The organism is Agrobacterium tumefaciens, assembly GCF_017726655.1.
GTDB classification, from domain to species: Bacteria; Pseudomonadota; Alphaproteobacteria; order Rhizobiales; family Rhizobiaceae; genus Agrobacterium; species Agrobacterium tumefaciens_B.
In genome coordinates, this window is record NZ_CP072308.1 from 2,109,908 (window position 1) to 2,132,533 (window position 22,626).

20 protein-coding genes are annotated in these 22,626 nt (G+C 57.7%); 17 read left to right on the forward strand and 3 right to left on the reverse strand.

Annotated elements, in window-relative coordinates; genetic code table 11:
• Positions 1-67 precede the first annotated feature (67 nt).
• The 5 genes from mnmE to AT6N2_RS10490 are packed head-to-tail and all read left to right on the forward strand — an operon-like array spanning position 68 to position 5,694.
• The gene (mnmE, locus tag AT6N2_RS10470) at positions 68-1,396 is read left to right on the forward strand and encodes a tRNA uridine-5-carboxymethylaminomethyl(34) synthesis GTPase MnmE (protein WP_209086448.1); all 1,329 of its coding nucleotides are present in this window, start codon (positions 68-70) and stop codon (positions 1,394-1,396) included.
• Positions 1,397-1,454: 58 nt separating this feature from the next.
• On the forward strand, positions 1,455-3,338 hold the full coding sequence (gene mnmG / locus AT6N2_RS10475) for a tRNA uridine-5-carboxymethylaminomethyl(34) synthesis enzyme MnmG (RefSeq protein ID WP_209086451.1): 1,884 nt from the start codon (positions 1,455-1,457) through the stop codon (positions 3,336-3,338).
• Between the two features lie 11 nt (positions 3,339-3,349).
• A complete protein-coding gene (rsmG, locus tag AT6N2_RS10480) occupies positions 3,350-3,967 on the forward strand; it encodes a 16S rRNA (guanine(527)-N(7))-methyltransferase RsmG (RefSeq protein ID WP_144578380.1) in 618 nt (205 codons plus the stop codon).
• A gap of 19 nt (positions 3,968-3,986) precedes the next feature.
• Positions 3,987-4,781 (forward strand): ParA family protein, encoded by a 795-nt coding sequence (locus AT6N2_RS10485; RefSeq protein WP_209086454.1) that lies wholly within the window; start codon positions 3,987-3,989, stop codon positions 4,779-4,781.
• Positions 4,782-4,812: 31 nt separating this feature from the next.
• Positions 4,813-5,694 (forward strand): ParB/RepB/Spo0J family partition protein, encoded by an 882-nt coding sequence (locus AT6N2_RS10490; RefSeq protein WP_209086468.1) that lies wholly within the window; start codon positions 4,813-4,815, stop codon positions 5,692-5,694.
• Positions 5,695-5,753: 59 nt separating this feature from the next.
• Here the strand turns inward: AT6N2_RS10490 and AT6N2_RS10495 are convergent, their stop codons facing one another.
• A complete protein-coding gene (locus AT6N2_RS10495; RefSeq protein ID WP_063951552.1) occupies positions 5,754-5,966 on the reverse strand; it encodes a DUF1674 domain-containing protein in 213 nt (70 codons plus the stop codon).
• Positions 5,967-6,083: 117 nt separating this feature from the next.
• On the opposite strand from AT6N2_RS10495, the gene htpX reads away from it, so the two are divergent.
• From htpX to purH, 4 genes are all read left to right on the forward strand, one after another.
• Entirely contained in the window at positions 6,084-7,049 is a 966-nt protein-coding gene (gene htpX / locus AT6N2_RS10500) for a zinc metalloprotease HtpX (protein WP_209086471.1), read from the forward strand.
• Positions 7,046-8,431: an RsmB/NOP family class I SAM-dependent RNA methyltransferase gene (locus tag AT6N2_RS10505; protein WP_209086474.1), complete on the forward strand. Its 1,386-nt coding sequence runs from the start codon at positions 7,046-7,048 to the stop codon at positions 8,429-8,431. Before htpX ends, AT6N2_RS10505 begins: the two co-directional genes overlap by 4 nt.
• Positions 8,432-8,556: 125 nt before the next feature.
• Positions 8,557-10,224: a heparinase II/III family protein gene (locus AT6N2_RS10510; protein WP_209089657.1), complete on the forward strand. Its 1,668-nt coding sequence runs from the start codon at positions 8,557-8,559 to the stop codon at positions 10,222-10,224.
• A gap of 148 nt (positions 10,225-10,372) precedes the next feature.
• Positions 10,373-11,989: a bifunctional phosphoribosylaminoimidazolecarboxamide formyltransferase/IMP cyclohydrolase gene (gene purH / locus AT6N2_RS10515; RefSeq protein ID WP_209086477.1), complete on the forward strand. Its 1,617-nt coding sequence runs from the start codon at positions 10,373-10,375 to the stop codon at positions 11,987-11,989.
• 87 nt (positions 11,990-12,076) lie between these two features.
• On the opposite strand, the gene AT6N2_RS10520 is transcribed toward purH, so the two are convergent.
• Together AT6N2_RS10520 and AT6N2_RS10525 are read right to left on the reverse strand one after the other, a co-directional pair.
• Complete coding sequence (locus AT6N2_RS10520) at positions 12,077-13,609, reverse strand: UxaA family hydrolase (protein ID WP_063951547.1); 1,533 nt, start codon at positions 13,607-13,609, stop codon at positions 12,077-12,079.
• 42 nt (positions 13,610-13,651) lie between these two features.
• Complete coding sequence (locus AT6N2_RS10525; RefSeq protein WP_063951546.1) at positions 13,652-14,344, reverse strand: FadR/GntR family transcriptional regulator; 693 nt, start codon at positions 14,342-14,344, stop codon at positions 13,652-13,654.
• Positions 14,345-14,597: 253 nt separating this feature from the next.
• On the opposite strand from AT6N2_RS10525, the gene AT6N2_RS10530 reads away from it, so the two are divergent.
• The 8 genes from AT6N2_RS10530 to AT6N2_RS10565 all read left to right on the forward strand — a co-directional run bounded on the left by AT6N2_RS10530 (position 14,598) and on the right by AT6N2_RS10565 (position 22,597).
• On the forward strand, positions 14,598-16,163 hold the full coding sequence (locus AT6N2_RS10530; RefSeq protein ID WP_209086505.1) for a sugar ABC transporter ATP-binding protein: 1,566 nt from the start codon (positions 14,598-14,600) through the stop codon (positions 16,161-16,163).
• An 8-nt stretch (positions 16,164-16,171) separates the two neighbouring features.
• Positions 16,172-17,194, forward strand: a complete 1,023-nt coding sequence (locus AT6N2_RS10535; protein WP_006311044.1) for an ABC transporter permease — start codon at positions 16,172-16,174, stop codon at positions 17,192-17,194.
• 75 nt (positions 17,195-17,269) lie between these two features.
• A complete protein-coding gene (locus tag AT6N2_RS10540; RefSeq protein WP_209086508.1) occupies positions 17,270-18,211 on the forward strand; it encodes an ABC transporter substrate-binding protein in 942 nt (313 codons plus the stop codon).
• Between the two features lie 61 nt (positions 18,212-18,272).
• Complete coding sequence (locus tag AT6N2_RS10545; protein ID WP_209089658.1) at positions 18,273-19,286, forward strand: aldo/keto reductase; 1,014 nt, start codon at positions 18,273-18,275, stop codon at positions 19,284-19,286.
• A 4-nt stretch (positions 19,287-19,290) separates the two neighbouring features.
• Complete coding sequence (locus AT6N2_RS10550) at positions 19,291-20,112, forward strand: amidohydrolase family protein (protein WP_209086524.1); 822 nt, start codon at positions 19,291-19,293, stop codon at positions 20,110-20,112.
• Positions 20,113-20,115: 3 nt separating this feature from the next.
• The gene (locus tag AT6N2_RS10555) at positions 20,116-21,126 is read left to right on the forward strand and encodes a zinc-binding alcohol dehydrogenase family protein (RefSeq protein WP_209086527.1); all 1,011 of its coding nucleotides are present in this window, start codon (positions 20,116-20,118) and stop codon (positions 21,124-21,126) included.
• Complete coding sequence (locus AT6N2_RS10560; RefSeq protein WP_209086542.1) at positions 21,123-22,256, forward strand: mannitol dehydrogenase family protein; 1,134 nt, start codon at positions 21,123-21,125, stop codon at positions 22,254-22,256. The genes AT6N2_RS10555 and AT6N2_RS10560 overlap by 4 nt, the downstream gene beginning before the upstream one ends.
• An 11-nt stretch (positions 22,257-22,267) precedes the next feature.
• Positions 22,268-22,597, forward strand: coding sequence for an L-rhamnose mutarotase (locus AT6N2_RS10565; protein WP_144578362.1), 330 nt, complete (start codon positions 22,268-22,270; stop codon positions 22,595-22,597).
• Positions 22,598-22,626 lie beyond the last annotated feature (29 nt).

Genomic DNA, 22,626 nt, shown 5'->3' on the forward strand with positions numbered 1-22,626 from the left:
CGCCATGTCAGTTCTGAAAGCCGCATTCGTTCATTCGGATGCGGCTTGACTGTTTTAGACCGAGGTGATGATGCCCGCTTCTGCCGATACGATCTATGCTCTTTCAAGCGGCGCATTGCCGTCGGGTGTTGCTGTCCTTCGCCTCAGCGGGCCAAGGGCATTTGATGCGTTGGCAATTCTGATTCACGGAGAGTTGCCACCGCCGCGGAAGGCTGCGCTCCGTTCGATTCGGGATCGAAATGGTGGGGTCATCGATCAGGCTCTGGTAATCACGTTCCCCGCACCCAACTCGTTTACGGGCGAAGACTGCGTCGAGATCCATAGTCACGGCAGCCGTGCGGTCATTGCAGCCATTTCGAACGAGCTAGGCCGCCTCGATGCTCTGCGCCCTGCCGACGCTGGCGAGTTTTCACGTCGCGCGTTTGAAAATGGGAAGATGGATCTACTGGAAGTCGAAGGTCTGGCTGACCTCCTCCAGGCCGAAACGGAAATGCAGCGGCGGCTGGCCGTGGAGCAAAGCACCGGTCGATTGTCGGCGCTCTATGACGGTTGGGCCGAGCGCCTGACCCGCGCTCGCGCTTTTATTGAAGCAGAACTCGATTTTGCCGATGAAGAAGATGTTCCCGATTCTGTAGCGTCGCAGGTGTGGGACTCGGTGGCTGCACTAAAGGACGAGATTCAGAGGCATTTGACGGCCGGTAACACAGGCGAGATTATCCGAGACGGTTTTAAGGTTGCCCTTGTCGGTGAGCCGAATGCCGGAAAATCGACGCTTCTGAACGCGCTCAGTGGGCGCGACATTGCCATTGTCACGGATATTGCTGGCACAACTCGCGACGTGTTGACTGTCGATATCAATCTCGATGGCTACCTCGTCCGCTTATTCGATACGGCCGGAATTCGCGAAACCCAGGATGTTGTCGAGCAGGAAGGGGTGCGGCGCGCTATTTTCACGGCGGAAACCGCCGATCTTATCCTGATCCTTTCGGACAACGATTCGCCTCCGAAACACCTCTTCAACGTCCCTCATGAGCAAACCTTGCTTTTAAGAACGAAGACCGCCCTCCGCTCAGGGAATCATTGTGGAACGTTCGATCTCTTTGTGTCTGCAATGGAAGGGATCGGACTGGATGAATTGCGTGGGAGGCTGCGCGCGGAGATCGAAAATAGGCTTGGCGCTGGCCAGACGCTGATTCCCACCCGAGCACGCCACAAAAAACGACTTGAAGAGACGCTCATTTATGTTAGTGATGCGCTCGATTCCGAAGGTTCAGATCTTGCGATAAGGTCTGAATTTCTAAGGCTTGCCGCCACCTCCCTTGGCCGGATTACAGGCCGTGTCGACGTTGAAGATTTGCTTGGCGTTATTTTCTCGGAATTCTGCATAGGAAAATGATTCACGTGAAACATTGTACCTCATGGTCGGTGAACACGGCAGAGCAGGACGTAAGAACATGCACCAGTCATTCGATGTTGTGGTAATTGGCGGCGGCCACGCCGGTAGCGAGGCGGCCGCAGCGGCAGCAAGACATGGCGCAAAGACTGTGCTCATCACTCATCAGCGCGATACAATTGGTGTCATGTCTTGCAATCCCGCCATAGGTGGTCTGGGCAAGGGACATCTCGTGCGCGAGATAGACGCGCTTGACGGGCTGATGGGCCGGGTCGCAGATGCTGCTGGAATTCAGTTTCGTATGCTCAATCGCAAGAAGGGACCAGCTGTCCGCGGACCGCGCACGCAAGCTGACCGCCGCCTCTACCGCGAGGCGATGCAGCATGAGATCGGCCTGATCGAAAACCTGACGATTATTGAAGGTGATGCTTTCGATATTGAAATGGCTGAAGGCCGGGCATCCGCCGTTGTCATGAAGAATGGTAGCCGGATTCGATGTGGCGCCGTAGTTCTGACTAGCGGAACTTTCTTGCGGGGACTCATCCATATCGGCGCCCAAAAGATCCCTGCGGGTCGCGCTGGCGAGCTACCGTCTCTCGGTCTATCTGACACCTTGGCTCGCCTGGGACTTACCATGGGCCGCTTGAAGACCGGCACTCCCGCACGCCTCGACGGGCGAACCATCGACTGGGAAGCCGTGGAACGGCAGGGTGCCGATGAACACCCCGTGCCCTTTTCGTTCATGACAGACCGTATTCTCAATCCGCAGATCGAGTGCGGTGTGACGCGGACGACACCGGCGGGCCACAAGGTCATACAGGACAATATTCATTTGTCGGCGATGTATTCCGGCCAGATCGAAGGTGTCGGTCCCCGCTATTGTCCCTCCATCGAGGATAAGATTACCCGTTTCGGCGAACGCGATGGCCACCAGATTTTTCTGGAGCCCGAAGGATTGGACGATCATACGATCTATCCGAACGGCATATCGACGTCCCTCCCCGCGTCTGTCCAGGAAGAGTTTATCCGAACGATACCCGGCCTTGGGCGTGTTTCCATTCTTCAGCCGGGTTATGCGATTGAATATGATTATGTGGATCCTCGGGAATTAAAGCCGTCCCTGGAATGCAGGAAGATTCCGGGGCTGTTCCTGGCCGGGCAGATCAACGGCACGACCGGCTACGAAGAGGCAGGGGCGCAGGGGCTTGTTGCCGGCCTCAATGCCTCACTTTGTGCCGGCGGCGGTGATCCGATCTACTTTAGCCGCACCGAATCTTACATCGGTGTCATGATCGACGACCTAACATCCAAGGGCGTCAGTGAGCCCTACCGAATGTTCACGTCAAGAGCCGAGTATCGTCTCTCGCTGCGTGTGGATAATGCAGACATGAGACTGACTCCGCTCGGCCTGCGTGCTGGAATTGTCGGCGAAGCAAGGAGAAGGCGATTTGCTGATTTCATCGCCGACCTCGACCATGGCCGCGAGGTAATGAAGGGATTGACGATCAGCCCTTCGCAGGCGGCTAAACAGGGATTGAAGCTCAACCAGGATGGTCACCGTCGTTCGGCTTACGAGCTGCTCGCCTATCCTGACATGACCGTCGATACGCTTTCCGCTCTCTGGCCTGAATTGGCGGCGCTGGACAAGAAGTTGGCAGAGGTCCTTGAAATCGAAGCTAGCTACGCAGTTTATATGCAACGACAGAACGCGGATATTATCGATATCAGACGCGACGAAGACCGTAAGATTCCCTCTAGTTTCGACTTCAAGAACCTTTCGGGTCTTTCCAACGAATTGAAACAAAAGCTGGAAAAAGCGCGTCCAGAGAATATCGCGCAGGCTGCTCGTGTTGACGGCATGACTCCCGCTGCTATATCGCTTCTCCTCGCTCTGCTTCGGAAAAACTCAGAAGTGGCCGATACGAAGTTGCGCATGCACCCATAACGAGTCAAATTATGAATATAAACGGCCAGAGTGTTTCACGTGAAACACAAGAGAGACTCGAGCATTTTGTCGAACTTTTCAAGAAGTGGAACAAAACCACAAATCTGGTGGCGCCCTCAACGCTCACAGAGCTCTGGAGTCGTCATGTGGCGGATAGCGCGCAAATATTTCAGCTCTGTTCTGTACCTCAAAGATGGATTGATCTCGGCAGTGGCGGTGGATTCCCTGGTGTAATAACGGCGATTTTCCTTGCTGAATTGGGCGACGGCTGGGTTGATCTGGTTGAGAGCAACAATAAAAAAGCCGCGTTCTTACGTATCGCTCTAAAAGAAACAGGTGCGCGCGGGTCAGTTCACCCCTTAAGAATTGAAACGGCGCCCCAGACGATCGAAAGTTGCGACGCGGTCTCGGCACGGGCGCTGGCCGAGCTTGATCTTCTTTTGGAGTATATTCACCCCTGGGCAGAGAAAAATTCTGACCTCAAGGCCTTTTTCAATAAAGGACGGGATTACGAATCCGAAGTGCAGAAAGCGCATGGTCGTTGGCAGTTCGATCTGATAAAACACCAGAGTGCCATTGAGGCAGATTCTGTTGTTCTTGAAATCAGCAACCTCTCTTTGAGGCGCTGACGAGCTGGCCAGGTGCGGCATGACTTTTGAAAAAAATCGAATTATCGCAGTCGCAAATCAAAAAGGCGGCGTTGGTAAAACAACCACAGCCATTAATCTCGCGACGGCGCTTGCTGCCATTGGCGAGCGGGTCTTGATTGTTGACCTTGATCCCCAAGGGAATGCGAGCACGGGTCTGGGCATCGATCGCAAAGAGCGCAAGCTTTCTTCCTATGATCTTCTGGTTGGCGACTATGGTGTTGCGGATGTGGCTTTCCCGACCGCCGTACCGAATCTCGACATTGTTCCGTCGACCATGGATTTGCTCGGTTTTGAAATGGAAGTAGCGAATGTTTCCAACCGCGTCTTTCTACTGCGCTCGGCGATGGAGACTTCTGAGGCTAGAGGATATTCCTATATTCTCGTTGACTGCCCGCCTTCTTTTAATCTCCTGACCATGAACGCGATGACGGCGGCTCATTCGGTTCTGGTGCCGCTTCAATGCGAGTTTTTCGCGCTTGAAGGGCTGAGTCAGTTGCTCGATACGGTTAGCCAAATCCGCTCATCGATAAATCCGCAGCTCGACATCCAAGGCATCGTCCTCACGATGTTCGATGCTCGAAACAATCTGGCGCAGCAGGTTGTCTCAGATGTGCGCTCACATCTGGGTGAGAAGGTTTATCACACCCTCATTCCGCGAAATGTACGTGTCTCGGAAGCGCCATCTTACGGTAAACCGGCCATTCTCTATGATTTGAAATGCGCCGGTAGCCAGGCCTATCTGCAGCTGGCATCCGAAGTGATCCAAAGGGAGCGTCTGCGCAGAGCAGCGTAATCTTTGTTGGGAGTGTATGGAGTAATATTTTATGAGTGATGATCTCTCGAAGCGCCGTTTGGGACGTGGCCTCGCCGCACTGATCGGGGAAATGGACCAGCCAGTTCCGGTTGGGGAGCCGCCGCGAGCTGTCAGTCCAGACCGCACGATACCAATCGAGTTCATTGCCCGAAGCCACAGAAATCCGCGGCGTCACTTTGATGAGAATGAGCTTCAGGATCTTGCGGCGTCAATCCGGCAACATGGTATTGTTCAGCCTGTGGTTGTACGAACAGTTGCAACCAACAGATACGAGATCATTGCAGGTGAAAGACGATGGCGCGCGGCCCAGCTTGCGGGCTTTACCGATGTCCCCGTCATTGTTCGCGATGTCGATGATCGCACCGCGCTGGAACTGGCCATCGTCGAAAACGTCCAGCGGTCGGACCTCAATCCTCTCGAAGAAGCGATGGGATATGAGCAGCTGATTGCCGAGCACGGTTATACCCAGAACGACCTCGGAGAAATCATCGGCAAGAGCCGAAGCCATGTCGCCAATAGTCTTCGTCTTTTAAAGCTTCCCGACCCGGTCCGGGATATGCTGGCGGACGGTTCGCTCTCGGCCGGGCACGCCCGGGCACTTGTGTCGACGTCTGACCCGTCCACGCTCGCCAAGACAATCGTGGCCAAAGGGCTTTCTGTTCGCGACGCCGAACGCCTAGCGCAGAATGACATCAAGTCGCAGGGCGATGGCGGCGAGAAACGTCCTGCCGTTGAAAAGGATTCGGATACGGTCGCGCTTGAGCGGAGCCTGTCCGACGCGCTTGGACTTGATGTGAAGATCAACCACAAGGGCGGTTCGGGTCAGATTCGCATCAGCTATCGCACCCTGGAGCAACTCGAAGCGGTATGCAGGCTTCTCGAGCAAAAATGATAAGTATTTGATGTAATTATAAAATACCCGCTTCTGGCGGGTATTTCCATTTTAGGCAGTCAAAAATCGATTGCGCGACCTTTTATTTCATAATCGCCGAAGCGTACTGGCTCCGCGCCCCCACGACCACCGGTCTCCGGAGGCAATTGAAGGTCAGCCTGTTGCCTGCGACGCTCCTCAGCTTCCTTCAGGGCTCTCTGCGCCGCCGGTGGAAGCTCTCTAGCGTCATCCGTATTCCGAGCCGAGGCATTGTCGTTATCTGCATTCTGCATGAAATCCTCCCAATGACGGGATATTGAAAAATAGTTGCCGCATCCCAGATTATAGAAAATGTGGGGCCAATCAAACCCCGGATTATTCCAGCCACGGTGTCAGGGAGAAATTGACGGATGAACATGATGCGCACGGCGATGCTTCTGGCGTTCATGACCGCATTGTTCATGGGTGTCGGCTTTCTGATCGGCGGCAAGGGCGGCATGACGATCGCGCTTGTAATTGCGGCCGGCATGAACCTTTTCTCCTACTGGAATTCCGACAAGATGGTGCTTTCGGCCTATCGTGCACGGGAAATTGACGAGGCGAATGCGCCCGAGTTTTTTCACATGATTCGTGATCTATCACGGAACGCCGGCCTGCCAATGCCGAAGGTCTACATTTACGACAGCCCCCAGCCAAACGCCTTCGCGACAGGCAGGAATCCCCAAAACGCGGCGGTTGCGGCCTCCACCGGTCTCTTGGAGCGGCTGACGCCGGAGGAGGTGGCTGGCGTCATGGCGCATGAACTCGCCCATGTCCAGAACCGGGACACACTGACGATGACGATTACCGCCACGCTTGCGGGCGCGATTTCGATGCTGGGAAACTTTGCCTTCTTCTTCGGTGGAAACAGGGAAAACAGCAACAATCCCCTCGGCTTTATCGGCGTTCTGGTTGCAATGATTGTCGCGCCCTTGGCAGCGATGCTGGTGCAGATGGCGATCAGCCGCACGCGCGAATATTCCGCCGATCGCCGGGGCGCTGAGATTTGCGGGAACCCGCTTTGGCTTGCTTCGGCGCTTCAGAAGATCTCAGGCATGGCCCGACAGATTCACAATGACGACGCCGAGCGCAATCCGGCAACGGCACATATGTTCATCATTAACCCCCTCTCGGGCGAGCGCATGGACAATCTGTTTTCCACGCATCCAAATACCGAAAACCGCGTTGCGGCGCTGCAGGCCATGGCCCAGGAGTTTTCGCCGCGAGGATCGACGCCGCCGGCAACGGGTGGTAGACCTCTGCGCAAATCAGGCTCCGTCCCAAACACAGGCTGGGGACGTGGCAATGAAAACGAGCGCAAGGGACCGTGGTCTTGACATCCGATACGAAGAACAAGCAGGCGCGATCAAACAGGTCAAAGCCAGCGCATGGAAGGGGCCGTGAAGACGGCCCTTCGTCTTTCCAGGATAAGCCTGGTCTTTCCGCACGCGTTGCCGCCACCCGCATTCTGGCAGCCGTTCTGGAAAAGAAAACATCGCTGGACGGCATGCTCGATAGTGAAAATGGCAACCCCGTCTATCGCGCCCTCTCGATTGCCGACCGGGCCTTGGTCCGGGCAATCGTTAACAGCGCGCTTCGCCATCTCCCCCGCATCGAAACGGCGCTGTCGATGCTGCTTGATGGCCCGTTACCGCAGGGCGCAAGGTCGCTTCACCATGTGCTCGTCGTCGGTGCGGCGCAGATGCTCTATCTTGATGTACCGGATCATTCCGCTGTCGATCTCGCCGTCGAGCAGGCTCACCGCGATCCGCGCAACCGTCGCTTTGTAAAGTTGGTGAATGCCGTTCTCAGAAGGCTTGGTCGCGAGAAGGCGGAGATTGAAAAGGCCGTTGCGGATGTGCCCGTTCTGCCGCCGTGGTTCTATGCGCGGCTTGTTTCAGCCTATGGAGAGGAAACGGCGAAACTGATTTCGCACGCCCAGCTGACGCCTTCCTCCATTGATCTGACCGTTAAAGCTGATCCGGCTCTGTGGGCAGAGAAGCTTGGTGGAACGCTCATGCCGAACGGCAGCGTGCGGCTGGGCGCGTTTGAAGGGCAAATCCCTTCATTGGAAGGTTTTGCCGAGGGGGCATGGTGGGTGCAGGATCTCGCGGCTAGCATCCCCGTCAAGCTCATGGGCGATGTGTCCGGTAAGCGTGTCGCCGACCTCTGTGCGGCACCCGGTGGGAAGACTGCGCAGCTTGCATTGGCTGGCGCCAATGTGACGGCATTGGACCAGTCCGGCAATCGTCTCCGGCGTTTGAAGGAAAATCTCGACCGACTTGGCCTGCATGCCCAGACGGTTGAGGCCAACATGCTGAAGTATCAGCCGGAACAGCTTTTTGACGCGGTTCTCCTTGATGCCCCCTGCTCTTCTACCGGCACACTTCGCAAACATCCGGATGTCTGCTGGACGAAGGATGCAAACGATATCGCCAAACTCGCGGCGCTACAGGGTCAGATGCTGCGGCACGCGCTGACCTTTGTGGGTCCGGGCGGTCTGGTGGTCTTTTCCAACTGCTCGCTCGATCCGTCCGAGGGAGAAGAGGTGATCGACGGTGTCCTGGCTGAAAATCCCGATTTCGAGCGGGTTGCCGTTCGCGCTGAGGATTGGCCAGGCATGGAGGCGGCCGTCAACAGAGATGGCGATCTTCGCACGACGCCGGACATGTTCGGCGGTGTAGACGGCTTTTTTAGCAGTGTCTTGCGTAAGAAGTAGAAAAAAGCGAAGCTCTCGCGAATCATTAGATATTTATCGAAAACGTTCCGGTCGTCGCGGTTCACTGATAAAAACAAAACATGTGAAACGGGAAACACAGCTTGTTAGGGTCCTTCGCAGGCAGCATGAATTCCGCCGGTCTTCTGTCGCGGATGGCGTATCGTCATCTGTGTGTCGGCCTCGCGCCATTGCGCCTGCATCTTTCTCGGTTCGCCAATCGAGTGCCGGCAGGGCTGGTGGCGGCGCCGACGGATCTGAGGGCGATCGACCCTTATTTCGCGGAGGAACTTCTAAGGGGCCGTATCGCGCTTGCGGGGCGAGTTGTCGAGACCGGCGGCGCATCGCCGTTTCAAATCGAGTACCCTTCAGCGGTTTTTGAAGAGAGGCTGCACGCGTTCAGCTGGTTGCGCCACATTCGCTCCGATAAATCTAGCGAAGCTTGCAAACGTGCCCGACGGATTGTTGCGGAATGGATGGGATTTCACGGCAAGCGGCTTACAGGTACCGCGTGGTCGCCGGAAATCGCGGCGCAGAGGTTAATTGCCTGGCTCTCCCACTCGCCGGTGGTGTTATTCGAGGCCGACGCGGGCTTCTATCGCCGTTTCCTGAAAAGCCTTGGCCTTCATGTTCGTTACCTTGAGAGGATCGCCAAACACGCGCCGGATGGGGAAGCGCGGCTGAAGATCAGGATTGCCCTCGCGATGGCCTCCATCGCCATGCCAACCCGCCTGTCCCGTATAAACCGCAATGGCGTGAAGCTGGCTCAGGAAATGGAACGCCAGATTCTCCCCGATGGGGGCCATGTCTCCCGCAATCCGCGCGTCATACTGGATTTGCTGCTCGACCTCCTGCCGCTGCGCCAAAGCTACATCAATCTCGGACACGACCTTCCTTCTGGTCTTGTTCCCGCGATTGATCGTATGTTCCCGGCTATCCGGTTTTTCCGTCACCAGGGTGGTGATCTCGCGCTGTTCAATGGTGCCACGGCGACGCTTGCCAGCGAGCTCGTTTCCGTGCTGCGGTATGACGAGACGGCCGGTCGGCCATCGAAAGTCCTGCCGGATGTGAATTACCATCGGCTTGCCACGGATGACACTGTCGTCATCATTGATACCGGTCATCCGGGCTCCGCGGAACTTTCCCGCCAGGCGCATTCGGGCTGTCTGTCGTTCGAGATGTCCTGCGGCAAGAACCGGTTCATCGTCAACTCAGGCTTTCCGCGAAACGCTGCGCCCGAATATCAACGGGCGAGCAGGTCAACGGCGGCGCACTCTACCGTCACGCTGGCGGACACGTCCTCCAGCAGGCTTTCGCGCTCGCGGCTCCTCGGCCCTATTATGGTATCTGGCGTCAGCCATGTCGATAGCCGGCGTAGCACAGACGCCAACGGTAACGATGTCCTCTGGGCCGCTCACGACGGCTATGTGCAGAACTTTGGCTGCTACCATGAACGTGAAATTGAATTGAACGCCGCTGGTACGAAGATCAAGGGACGCGACCTGCTCCGCGCCGATGGGGCCGCGGCGAAGGAGCAGTTGCAATCGGTGTCGGCCGTTTCACGCTTCCACATCCATCCACATATTCAGCTTCATCCGCGAGACGAGGAGTCGGTCTATCTGGAGGCTGGCGACGGCACGACATGGCTGCTTTCAGCGCCCGGGCTGGAGCTCTTCATAACGGAGGATGTTTTCATGGCGGATGCGTCCGGCATGCGCCCGTCGCAGCAGATTGAATTACCCTTCAACCTTGTCAACACGCGCGAGATCCGCTGGCTTCTCGAAAGGAAGGCCTGAAGACGTTATTCCAAAGGGTAAAAACGGCATAGTTTTTGTCCTTCGTCATCCTCTCTGTTTATTAATCTGGTAAGCTATGTTAACGCGGCGGCAATTGCTGGATCATTTCCATTCCAGCCTGCCCTCCCTGCGAAACGGAGTATGCCTGATGGCCGTCGTGTCCAAAAAAATTCCCGCCCCTGATAAGGTTAAAATCCGTACGGCGCTTCTATCCGTGTCTGACAAGACGGACATTATCGAGCTGGCGACGGTGCTTTCCAAGCTTGGCGTCAAGCTGCTTTCGACCGGCGGTACGGCAAAGGCCATCGCTGAGGCTGGCCTTCCGGTGACGGATGTCTCGGACATTACGAATTTCCCTGAGATTATGGATGGTCGCGTCAAGACCCTGCATCCCAATGTTCATGGCGGACTACTGGCGATCCGCGACGACGCTGATCATGTCGAGGCCATGAAGGCGCATGGTATCGAGGCGATCGATCTTTCAGTTATCAATCTCTACCCCTTCGAGGAAGTGCGCGCCAAGGGTGGCGATTATCCGACGACGGTCGAGAATATCGATATTGGCGGCCCGGCGATGATCCGCGCTTCCGCCAAGAATCATGCCTATGTCACCGTCGTTACCGATCCTTCCGACTACCCGGCGCTGGTCGAAGCCCTCCAGTCCGATGACGGACAGACCTCCTATGCGCTGCGCCAGCGTTTTGCCGCAAAGGCCTACGCCCGCACGGCTGCCTACGATGCCGTGATATCCAACTGGTTTGCCGAAGCACTGGCAATTGAGACGCCCGATTACCGCGCCATCGGCGGCGTGCTGAAGGAAAAGATGCGTTACGGTGAAAACCCGCATCAGAGCGCCGGTTTCTACCTGACCGGTGAAAAGCGCCCGGGCGTTGCGACCGCAACGCTTCTGCAGGGTAAGCAGCTCTCCTACAACAACATCAATGATACGGATGCGGCTTACGAGTTGGTGGCGGAGTTCCTGCCGGAAAATGCGCCAGCCGTCGCCATCATCAAACACGCCAATCCCTGCGGCGTTGCGACCGGCCCGACCCTTGCCGAAGCCTATCGGCGTGCGCTGGCTTGCGATTCGGTTTCCGCCTTTGGTGGCGTCATTGCCCTGAACCGCACGCTCGATGCCGAAACGGCGGAAGAGATCGTAAAGCTCTTTACCGAAGTCATCATCGCGCCTGACGTAACCGAGGAAGCCAAATCCATCATCGCCCGCAAGCCGAACCTGCGCCTTCTCGCCGCCGGTGGCCTGCCAGATCCGCGCGCGGCTGGCCTGACCGCGAAGACCGTTTCCGGCGGCCTGCTGGTGCAGAGCCGTGACAATGGCATGGTCGAGGACCTCGAACTCAAGGTGGTGACCAAGCGTGCGCCGACCGCGCAGGAGCTTGAGGACATGAAGTTCGCCTTCAAGATCGCCAAACATGTGAAATCCAATGCTGTGATCTATGCTAAGGACGGCCAGACGGCTGGTATCGGCGCCGGCCAGATGAGCCGCGTCGATTCGGCCCGTATCGCGGCTCAGAAGGCGGAAGATGCTGCGAAGGCGCTCGGCTTGGCCGAACCCCTGACGCGGGGTTCCGCGGTCGCTTCCGAGGCATTTTATCCCTTTGCGGATGGCTTGCTTGCAGCCATCGCTGCGGGCGCTACGGCGGTCATCCAACCGGGCGGCTCGATGCGCGATCAGGACGTGATTGACGCAGCCAACGAGCATAACGTCGCGATGGTCTTTACCGGCATGCGTCACTTCCGCCACTAAGCGCGGACCAGACAGGAATGACAAAGGCCCGGAAAGCGATTTCCGGGCCATTCTTGTTTCACGTGGGACAGTACCTGGGCCGCCGTTTCAGGTGACGGCGCCCACCTGCCACGGCACAAATTCGTTGTCCCCGTAATCGTAAATCTCGCTCACCGTCTTGTCACCGGAAGCCACCGCGAGAATATGTTCAAAAATTCGTTTGCCGGATTCTTCGATCGTTTCATTGCCGGTAACGATTTCCCCGCAATTGATATCCATGTCTTCCTTCATGTGCTCATACATTTCGGAATTGGTGGCGATCTTGATGCAGGGTGACGGCTTGAAGCCCGACACCGAGCCACGGCCGGTGGTGAAACAGATGACGTTGCAGCCGCCAGCGACCTGGCCGGTGACGGCAACGGGGTCGTAGCCGGGCGTATCCATGAAGACGAAACCCTGTTCCGTCACGGTTTCGGCAAACTCATAAACCGCCTTCAGCGGCATCGATCCGCCTTTGGCGACCGCGCCAAGTGACTTTTCCAGGATTGTGGTCAGGCCGCCAAGCTTGTTGCCATGGGAAGGGTTGTTGTTTAACTCGTCGCCGTTGCGGGCGGTATAATCGCGCCACCAATCGATGCGCTGCAGCAGCTTTTCGGCGACCGCGGGCGTGACGGCCCGTTTTGTCAGCAGGTGCTCGGCGCCATAGATTTCAGGCGTCTCGGAAAGCACGGTCGTGCCGCCATTGCGCACGATAAGATCTGATGCATAACCCAGAGCCGGATTGGCGGAGATACCGGAATAGCCGTCTGAGCCTCCGCATTCCAGCGCGACTTTCAGCTTGGAGAGCGGTTGCTCGGTACGACGGGCGGCATTGACCATCGGCAGCATGGCTTTGATCTCGGCAATCGCCGCATCGATCGTCTTTCGTGTGCCGCCATGTTGTTGAATTGTCATGGTCCGCAGCCGCTCACCCTCCTCCATCTTGTAGTGTTCGAGGATGGGGGCAATCTGGTTGGTCTCGCAACCCAAGCCGATCAACAGAATGCCGCCGAAATTCGGATGGCGGGCATAGCCCTGGATGGTGCGGATCAGCAGACGGTAGCCTTCCGATTTGGTATTCAACGCGCAGCCGCCGCCATGGGTCAGTGCGACGACGCCATCGACATTGTCGAAGCCGTCAAGTCCGCCCTGTTTGTTGAAATAATCGGCGATGTAGCGCGACACCGTGGCGGAACAGTTCACCGATGCGATGACGCCGATGTAGTTGCGCGTTCCGACGCCGCCTATGCCGCGGTCGTAACCCATGAACGTCCGACGCTCGCCTTCGGGCAACATGCCTTTTTCTTCGATATCGACACTGAACTGGTGCGCGTGTTCTGAAGGCACCATGGCAAGATTGTGCAGGTGCACGTGTCGGCCAGGCTCGATGTCCTGCGTGGCGATGCCGATGACCTGGCCGTATTTGAGCACTTCTTCGCCCGATCTGATCAGCTTGAGGGCCACCTTGTGCCCGCGACCGATCAGCTCGAGCGCCGCCAGATCGCCCCTGCCCGTGGCGCCACCGGCCGGGATAGACCGACGCGCCACCGCGACATTGTCGTTGGCGTTCAGCAAAATGGTTGCCTCGGAATTCTCACTCACGGGTTATCCTCCTCCCGAAATATTGTCTGCTATGTTTCCGGATCAGTTTTCGACCCAGCGCCTCTTCGAGCCTTCAAGATGGATATGCATGGCCGCCTGCGCGAGCAGCGGGTCCTTGAGTTCCAGTGCTGCCAGAATGGCTTCATGTTCCTGAAGGGCCTGCGTCCAAGTATCCCGGTCTTCAAACTTCACCCGGAACTGGGCCGAAATCGGGCTGTGGCGCTCATCGAAGAGGCTCGCCACCATCCGCGCCAGAACGCTGTTGCCGGATTGTTCGGCGATGGTGACGTGAAACGACCGGTCCTGATCCAGCGGTTTGCGACCGGCCTCTATTTCTTTCTGCATCGTATTGAGTATCTGGCGAAGGGTGGCAATTGTCTCATCGGTCATGCGGCTGGCGGCCAACACGATCGTCGCACCTTCCAGCGCAGCGCGTGCCTGCATCAGTTCGGAAGGGCTGTCGCCGAGCGATTTCGTGTGATGGGCCGTCTGGAGGGCTTCCGCCGAGACATAGACGCCCGAGCCCATGCGGATTTCAACGGTGTTGTCGATTTCGAGTGCAATCAACGCCTCCCGCAGGGAAGGCCGCGAGACGCCGAGCTTCTGGGCCAGCTCCCTTTCCGCGGGAAGGCGCGTGCCGGGTACGAATTCACCGCCGTCGATGAGCTCCCGTATCTGGTCCGCAATCTGTTGATAAAGCCTGCGCGGCTCCGCTATTTTGGCCTGACCACTCATCTGCTTCTCGAAGCGTCCCGTCTGTAGTTCATATTTGGCCTTACCGTAACGCCAAGCGCCTCGATACGCAAGGAATTACATAAATACTTGAATTTATGGGGTAAATATACGAACTTAGTGACTTGGTTGGGAGGATGCAAAACGGTGCTAGATCAAATCCGGAGAAATTGGCTTGACCATCGTAAAAAACCGGCCTAACCATTTGCCCTGTTCATGACCCCGGTGGAGCGGGGAACAGGGTGGAGGTTTCCAGATGTCGCAGGGCGCATCGACAATTCGTGGCGACTATTCGCCAGAGGAGATGGCGCGCGTGGAGCGTTCGAGCCTCCTGCGTCTTGAAAATATCAGCAAGGAATTCCCCGGCGTCAAAGCACTGTCCAATGTGCATTTCGACCTGCGCAGTGGCGAAGTGCATGCCGTATGTGGTGAGAATGGAGCCGGGAAATCGACGCTGATGAAGATCATCAGCGGGGTTTATCAGCCAAGTGACGGGACGATTCTGCACAAGGGCGTGAAGGTGCAATACGCATCTCCGCTGGAATCCGAAGCCGCCGGCATCGCCATTATCCATCAGGAACTCAACCTCGTTCCGCATCTCTCCGTTGCTGAAAATATCTACCTTGCGCGTGAACCACGTCGCGGTTTTCTCGTCGACCGCAAGAAGCTTCGGCTGGATGCCAAACGCTGCCTCGACCGGCTGGGTGTCGATATTAACCCAGACCAGATCGTCCGCGGTCTGTCTGTCGCTCAGTGTCAGATGGTGGAAATCGCCAAGGCGCTCTCTCTCGATGCCGAAGTGCTCATCATGGATGAGCCCACCTCTTCGCTGACCGAGCAGGAAACCCGACTTCTGTTCAAGGTCATCCGTGATCTCAAGGCTTCCGGGGTCGGCATCGTCTATATTTCCCATCGCCTCGATGAAATGGCCGAGATCGTCGATCGCGTGACGGTGCTGCGCGACGGACGTTATATCTCGACCGACGATTTTGCCTCGATCACCGTTGATGACATCGTCACGCGCATGGTCGGGCGTTCGCTGGAAGATAAATTCCCAGAACGTACCTCGCGCCCGACAGACGATATTCTCTTCTCGGTCGAAGGGTTAACGCGCAATGGCGTGTTCAGTGACGTCGGTTTCTCCCTGCGGCGCGGCGAAATCCTCGGTTTCGCCGGCCTTATGGGTGCGGGTCGAACGGAAGTTGCTCGCGCCATTTTCGGTGCCGATCCCCTGGATGCCGGCAAGATCGTTTTTAATGGGCGCGAGCTGTCGATCAATTCACCGCAGGATGCGATCGAAGAGGGCATTGCCTATCTCTCGGAAGACCGCAAAAGCGACGGCCTCGCCATCAAGATGTCGGTGGCGGCCAATACGACGCTTGCCAATCTCGGCCAACTTTCAAACCGTTTTGGGCTGATCGACTTCAAGAAGCACGATGAGGTCACCAAGCGCTACGTCGACCTTCTGAATATCCGCACCCCCTCGATCGAGCAGACGGTGCGGCTGCTTTCGGGCGGCAACCAGCAGAAAATCATCATCGGCAAATGGCTCTTCCGCCAGTCCCGCATCCTGTTCTTCGACGAGCCGACGCGCGGCATCGATGTCGGCGCGAAGTTTGCGATCTACAAGATCATGGACGAACTGGCCGCCCAGGGCATCGGCGTCATTCTCATCAGCTCGGAGCTGCCAGAAATTCTGGGACTGACAGATCGTATCGCGGTGTTCCATCAGGGCCGTATCACCGGCGTGCTCGAAACCGCCAAAACCAATCAAGAAGAAATCATGCGGTATGCGTCCGGTTACGGCCGGGCCGCGCAGTGAGGAACGACATGGCCAATATTGCAGAACCCAAGAAGGGCTTCGCCGTCAGCGATCGCCAGAAGGACATCATCCAGAAATTTGCCGCGCTCGGCAGCCTGTTTGCGCTGGTTGCGGTCTTCTCCGCGACCAGCAACGCCTTCTTCACCGTCAACAACGGTATGACGATTGCGCTGCAGGTGACTTCCATTGCGCTGCTCGGCATCGGGGCCACCTGTGTCATCATCACCGGCGGCATCGATCTTTCCGTTGGTTCGGTGCTCGCGCTTGCCGGCGTCGTTGCCGCCCTTGCGGTGAAGGAACTCGGCATGCCGGTGCCCATCGGCATGTTGCTCGGCATTCTGACGGGGTCGCTTTGTGGTCTCATCAACGGTCTTCTGGTCACGCGCTTCAAGCTGCCGCCCTTCATCGCAACGCTCGGCATGATGCTGATTGCGCGTGGTGTGGCGTTGCAGATTACCGGTGCGCGCGCCGTATCCGGCCTTGGCGAATCCTTCGGTGAACTCGGCAACGGCGCCCTGTTCCGAATCGTCACTATCGGTGATGACGGCTTTCCGAATGTCGTATTTCCCGGCATCCCCTATCCGGTCATCCTGATGGTGGTGATTGCGCTTGCAGTGTCCTTCATGCTCAACCGCTCCATCCTCGGTCGCCATATCTATGCCGTGGGCTCCAATGCGGACGCGGCGCGCCTGTCCGGCGTCAATGTCGCCCGTGTTACCAACTTTACCTACATTCTGTCGGGCACGCTTGCCGGTCTGACGGGCTGCGTGCTGATGTCGCGCCTCGTCACCGCACAGCCGAACGAAGGTGTGATGTATGAGCTGGACGCCATTGCCAGCGCGGTCATCGGCGGCACATCGCTGATCGGCGGCGTCGGCACGATTTCCGGTACCGCCATCGGCGCCTTCGTCATCGGCATCCTGCGTAACGGTCTCAATATGAACGGCGTTTCCGCCTTCACGCAACAGATCATCATCGGCCTCGTCATTCTGGTCACCGTCTGGATCGACCAGCTGCGCAACCGCCGCTGATCAAAAGGGCTGCGGACCCTTTCCGCAAACAAGATCGGCAGGGGAGGCCCGGATGCCGACATCACGGAGGAAGAAATGAAGAAAATTACGACTGCCCTTCTGACATCCGCAATCGCGCTGTGGAGCGTTTCCACCGTGCAGGCCGGTGAAATCGCCGTCATCGTCAAGACCGTCAACTCCACCTTCTGGCAGAACGTCCAGAAGGGTGCTGACGCGGCGATGAAGAATTCCTCCGGCAACACCATGACCTTCCAGGGCCCGGCCGCCGAATCGGCGATTGCCGACCAGGTCAACATGGTCGAAAACGCCATCAACCGTAAGGTTGCGGGCATCGTTCTGGCGCCTTCCGATCCTGATGCGCTGGTGCCTGCCGTCAAGAAGGCCTGGGAAGCCCGTATCCCGGTGGTTCTGATCGACTCGCAGCTCGCCAAGGGCTCCGAGCAATATTATCAGTCGTTCCTGGCGACCGATAACAAGAAAGCTGGCGAACTGGCCGCGCAGGCGCTGATCGACAAGGTCGGCACGGAAGGCAAGATTGCCGTCATGTCCTATGTCGCCGGTGCCGGTTCCGAAATCGGCCGCGTTGGCGGTTTCACCGATTACATCCAGATGCATTCGAAGCTTCAGATCGTTGGGCCGTTCTATTCGCAGTCGCAGATGGCGACGGCGCTGAACCAAACCACCGACGTTCTGGCCGCCAATTCCGACCTGAAGGGCATCTTCGGCGCCAATGAGCCCACCGCCATCGGTGTTGGCCGTGCGCTTGCCCAGTCCGGCAAGGCCGGTAAGGTCGTTGCGATCGGCTTTGACGGTAACCAGGACCTCCAGAACTTCGTCAAGGACGGCACGCTGGCCGGCATCGTCGTCCAGGGTTCCTACCAGATGGGCGAAAAGGGCGTGGAAACCGTGACCAAGCTCATCAACAAGGAAAAGGTCGAGAAGTTCGTCGACACCGGCGTCGTTGTTGTCACCAAGGAGAACATCGAAAAGCCGGAAGCCAAGAACGTTCTCTACTGATTGCGTGATGACGCGCCGCTTTGCGGCGGCGCGTCTTTCCAAAAACTGGAAAGTCCCTGCGATGAAAGTCTCCGATACACGTAAATTGCCGCGCCGCGCTGTTGACGTCACCGTCATGGGCCTCGGTTGCGCCCAGATGGGCAATCTCTACCGCGTCACCCCCTATGAAGAGTCCAAAGGCGCTTTCGATAAGGCGTGGGAGAGCGGCATGCGTTATTTCGATACCGCGCCGTTTTACGGTTATACTCGGTCGGAGCGTCGCCTGGGCACGATGGTAACCGAGCATGATCGCGGCGACTATACGCTCAGCACCAAGGTCGGCCGTGTTATGGTGCCGGATGAGACCGTGGGTCCGGAGGAGGATGCCTATATTGCGCCCCTGCCGTTCCGCCCGGTCTATGATTATTCCTATGACGGTATTCTGCGCTCCTTCGAGGCTAGCCAGCAGCGGCTGGGTATCCTGAAGCCGGATATTCTTTATGTGCACGATATCGGTTCTCACACCCATGGCGAAAAGCATCGGCACTACTGGGAGCAGCTGACCAGCGGTGGCGGTTTCCGTGCACTTGGTAAGTTGCGCGAGGAAGGGTCGACCGGGGCTGTCGGCCTCGGCGTCAACGAATGGGAAATCATCAATGACGCCATGGATGTCTTCGATATCGATGTCGCCATGCTGGCGGGCCGTTATACGCTGCTCGAACAGCAAAGCCTTGCTTTCATGAACCGCTGCGCTGAAAGCGGCGTCGCCATCGTTGTCGCCGGCGCTTTCAATTCCGGCATTCTCGCTGGCAACCGCAAATTCAATTATGCCGATGCGCCTGCCGATATCCTCAAGCGCGTGGACGCGCTGCACAACGTCTGCGAGGAACTCGGTGTCTCGCTTCAGGCCGCCGCGCTTCAGTTTCCGCTCGCCCATCCGGCGTCGGTCACGGTTGTTTCAGGCGCGCGCAATGCGCAGCAGCTCGCTTCCAATATCGAATGGTTCGAGCGGTCTATCCCGGATGAATTCTGGTCCGAGTTGAACAAGCGCGGCCTAATTGCCGACGGTGCGCCCGTGCCCGGCGGAAAGGCCTGAGGCAATGCTCATCGACGCCCACCAGCATTTCTGGCTGATGAAGGATCGCGCCGGGCAATGGCCGCCGCCATCGCTCGCCGCTATCTACCGGGATTTTCTTCCGCCCGATCTGTCGCCATTGCTTGATGCCGCCGGGGTTTCCGGCACGGTGCTGGTGCAGACGATGGAGACTGCGGCCGACACGGATTTCATGCTGACGCTGGCGGAAAAGACCGATTTCATCAAGGGCGTGGTCGGCTGGGTGGATATGAAGTCTGCCGGAGTGACCGCGGAGATCGCTCGCCGGGCGAAACATCCTGCCTTCAAGGGCGTGCGCCCCATGCTGCAGGGTATGGAAGACGTCGCTTGGATAGACGATCCCGCGTTGGATGCTGCCGTTGAAGCGCTTGTGAAGCACGGTCTGGTGTTTGACGCGCTGGTCCTGCCGCCCAATCTGCCGCATCTCCTCTCCTTCGCGCGCCGGCATCCCGAGTTGCCAATCGTGATCGATCATGGCGCGAAGCCTCTGATTGCCACTGGTCACTATAGTGACTGGCGGCGCGATATGGCGGCTCTCTCTGCCCTTCCCAATGTCCATTGCAAACTATCTGGCCTGCTAACCGAGCGTGGTGAGCAGCGTCCGGAAGCGGTGCGGCCCTATGCCGAGACCATCATGGACCTATTCGGGGGCGATCGGGCGATCTTCGGCAGTGACTGGCCCGTGCTGCGCCTTGCGGGTGACTATCAGGGCTGGCTGGATTTCTGCCGCGACATCGTGCCGGCCAAGGACCATGCGGCAGTTTTCGGCGGCAACGCCATTCGTTTTTACTCCCTTACTGACAGGTGATGCATGCTGGCGATTTTCTGTGACACTCCCGGTCAACTAACCGCCAAGGATCTGCCGAAACCCGTGCGCGGCGAAGGTGAAGTGCTGGTGCGTATTCGCCGGATCGGCGTTTGCGGTACGGATCTGCATATCTTCACCGGCAACCAGCCCTATCTCTCCTATCCACGTATCATGGGCCATGAACTTTCCGGCACGGTGGATGAGGCGCCTGAAGGCAGCCATCTTTCCGCCGGAGATGTGGTGACCATCATCCCCTATATGTCCTGCGGGAAATGTAATGCCTGCCTGAAAGGCAAAAGCAATTGCTGCCGCAATATCGGTGTGCTCGGCGTCCATCGCGATGGCGGCATGGTGGAATATCTGAGCGTACCGCAGCAATTCGTGCTGAAGGCAGAGGGGTTGAGCCTCGATCAGGCGGCCATGACGGAATTCCTGGCGATCGGCGCGCATGCGGTGCGGCGCGGTGCCGTCGAAAAAGGCCAGAAGGTCCTGATCGTCGGTGCCGGCCCGATCGGTATGGCGGTTGCTGTCTTCGCCGTTCTCGATGGTGCGGACGTGACGATGATCGACGGTCGCACCGACCGGCTGGATTTCTGCAAGAAACATCTCGGTGTCGCTCATACGGTTGTCCTTGGCGAAGACGACAAGGATCGTCTGTCCGATATCACCGATGGCGATTTCTTCGATGCGGTCTTTGATGCGACCGGCAATCCGAAAGCCATGGAGCGTGGATTTTCTTTCGTCGGTCACGGTGGCTCGTATGTGCTGGTGTCCATCGTTGCAAGCGATATCAGCTTTAACGATCCGGAGTTTCACAAGCGTGAGACGACGTTGCTCGGCAGCCGCAACGCGACGCCTGATGATTTCGAGCGCGTGCTTCGCGCCTTGCGCGAAGGGAAAGTGCCTGACGCGCTGATCACCCATCGCATGACACTTGCCGATGTGCCGTCAAGGTTCGCCGGCCTGACCGATCCGAAAGCCGGCGTCATCAAGGGTATGGTGGAGGTCGCATGACGTCCGATACGCCCATCCTGCAATTTGGCACCAGCCGCTTTCTCCTCGCCCATGCGGACCTGTTCGTTTCGCAGGCCCTGGACAAGGGAGAGGCGCTGGGGCGCATTACAATCGTTCAGACGACCGGCAATGCGGAGAGCCTGAAACGTGTGGCGGCGCTGAACAGCGGCGCACCTTATCCCGTGCGCATTCGCGGTATCAGCGACGGGCAGGAAGTGGACGAGGAAGTTCAAGGTAAGGCCGTTGCAGGGGCATTGACGGCTGCGACCGACTGGGCGGAAGTCCGCCGCCTTGCCTGTGAAGCGCAGGTCATTCTGTCCAATACCGGCGACCGCGGTTATGAGCTGGATTCGGCCGACAATGCTGCGCTCGCTGACGATTTCACGATCGTGCCGAAAAGCTTTCCGGCCAAGCTCTGCATGCTGTTGCTGGAGCGTTTTCAGCGGAACCCTGAAGCGCCTTTATCGATCTTTCCCTGCGAGCTGGTGCCGCGCAACGGCGAAAAGCTGAGCCAAGTCATTCGCCGGCTTGCATACGAATGGCAATTGCCGGCGGGTTTTGCCTTCTATCTTAATGAGAAGTGCCGTTTCGCCAATAGTCTGGTGGACCGCATCGTGTCTGAACCCATCGATCCCGTCGGCGCAGTCGCGGAACCCTATGCACTCTGGGCGATCGAGAAACAGGAAGGTCTCGTTCTTCCCTGCGTCCACCCCGCCGTGGTGCTGACTGACGAGCTCGACCACTATGAAAAGCTCAAGCTGTTCCTGCTCAATCTCGGCCATTCCTATCTGGCGGAGCGCTGGGTGCAGGATGCACGCCCGAAGGACGAGACGGTGCGGCAGGCCATGGGCGATGAGGCTTTGGTGCCGGATCTGGAAGCACTCTGGCGGGACGAGGTTCTGCCGGTCTTTGCGGCAGGAGGCATGGGAGATGAGGCAAAGGCCTATATCGGTCAGTTGAGGGAGCGCTTGCGCAATCCCTTTCTCGCGCATCGCATCGCCGATATCGCCGGCAATCACGACGAAAAGAAGCGCCGCCGCTTCGCCCCGGTCATTGCCGCGGCAGAACGGCTGGAATTGAACGTGCCGCAGGAAAAGCTGCGCGCGGCGCTTGCCACCATCAAGCAATAACGGGGTTTTTCATGCAGCGAATGGGCATGGTCATCGGCGTCAAGCCTGAGATGATCGCGGAATATAAAAGGCTGCACGCCGCTGTCTGGCCGGAGGTTCTGGCATTGATCAGCGACTGCAATATCCGCAATTACACGATCTTCCTGCGTGAGCCGGAAAATCTGCTTTTTGGTTATTGGGAATATCACGGCAAAGATTTCAGCGCCGACATGGCGAAAATGGCGGCTAGCCCCAAGAACCAGGAATGGTGGTCTTTCACCATTCCCTGCCAGCAACCGCTCGAAAGCCGAAAGGAAGGCGAGTGGTGGGCGATGATGGAAGAGACCTTCCACCTCGATTGAACGATTTTCTTTGACACTGACCGCGAGTA

What these genes read in the sequence shown, in the direction of transcription:
- AT6N2_RS10495 (WP_063951552.1), bottom strand. Translation starts at nt 5,966, where the DNA reads ATGCAGAATGCAGATAACGACAATGCCTCGGCTCGGAATACGGATGAC.
- htpX (WP_209086471.1), top strand. Translation starts at nt 6,084, where the DNA reads ATGAACATGATGCGCACGGCGATGCTTCTGGCGTTCATGACCGCATTG.
- AT6N2_RS10490 (WP_209086468.1), top strand. Translation starts at nt 4,813, where the DNA reads ATGAGTGATGATCTCTCGAAGCGCCGTTTGGGACGTGGCCTCGCCGCA.
- AT6N2_RS10560 (WP_209086542.1), top strand. Translation starts at nt 21,123, where the DNA reads ATGACGTCCGATACGCCCATCCTGCAATTTGGCACCAGCCGCTTTCTC.
- AT6N2_RS10525 (WP_063951546.1), bottom strand. Translation starts at nt 14,344, where the DNA reads ATGAGTGGTCAGGCCAAAATAGCGGAGCCGCGCAGGCTTTATCAACAG.
- AT6N2_RS10485 (WP_209086454.1), top strand. Translation starts at nt 3,987, where the DNA reads ATGACTTTTGAAAAAAATCGAATTATCGCAGTCGCAAATCAAAAAGGC.
- AT6N2_RS10550 (WP_209086524.1), top strand. Translation starts at nt 19,291, where the DNA reads ATGCTCATCGACGCCCACCAGCATTTCTGGCTGATGAAGGATCGCGCC.
- AT6N2_RS10555 (WP_209086527.1), top strand. Translation starts at nt 20,116, where the DNA reads ATGCTGGCGATTTTCTGTGACACTCCCGGTCAACTAACCGCCAAGGAT.
- mnmE (WP_209086448.1), top strand. Translation starts at nt 68, where the DNA reads ATGATGCCCGCTTCTGCCGATACGATCTATGCTCTTTCAAGCGGCGCA.
- mnmG (WP_209086451.1), top strand. Translation starts at nt 1,455, where the DNA reads ATGCACCAGTCATTCGATGTTGTGGTAATTGGCGGCGGCCACGCCGGT.
- rsmG (WP_144578380.1), top strand. Translation starts at nt 3,350, where the DNA reads ATGAATATAAACGGCCAGAGTGTTTCACGTGAAACACAAGAGAGACTC.
- AT6N2_RS10535 (WP_006311044.1), top strand. Translation starts at nt 16,172, where the DNA reads ATGGCCAATATTGCAGAACCCAAGAAGGGCTTCGCCGTCAGCGATCGC.
- AT6N2_RS10540 (WP_209086508.1), top strand. Translation starts at nt 17,270, where the DNA reads ATGAAGAAAATTACGACTGCCCTTCTGACATCCGCAATCGCGCTGTGG.
- AT6N2_RS10510 (WP_209089657.1), top strand. Translation starts at nt 8,557, where the DNA reads ATGAATTCCGCCGGTCTTCTGTCGCGGATGGCGTATCGTCATCTGTGT.
- purH (WP_209086477.1), top strand. Translation starts at nt 10,373, where the DNA reads ATGGCCGTCGTGTCCAAAAAAATTCCCGCCCCTGATAAGGTTAAAATC.
- AT6N2_RS10565 (WP_144578362.1), top strand. Translation starts at nt 22,268, where the DNA reads ATGCAGCGAATGGGCATGGTCATCGGCGTCAAGCCTGAGATGATCGCG.
- AT6N2_RS10530 (WP_209086505.1), top strand. Translation starts at nt 14,598, where the DNA reads ATGTCGCAGGGCGCATCGACAATTCGTGGCGACTATTCGCCAGAGGAG.
- AT6N2_RS10545 (WP_209089658.1), top strand. Translation starts at nt 18,273, where the DNA reads ATGAAAGTCTCCGATACACGTAAATTGCCGCGCCGCGCTGTTGACGTC.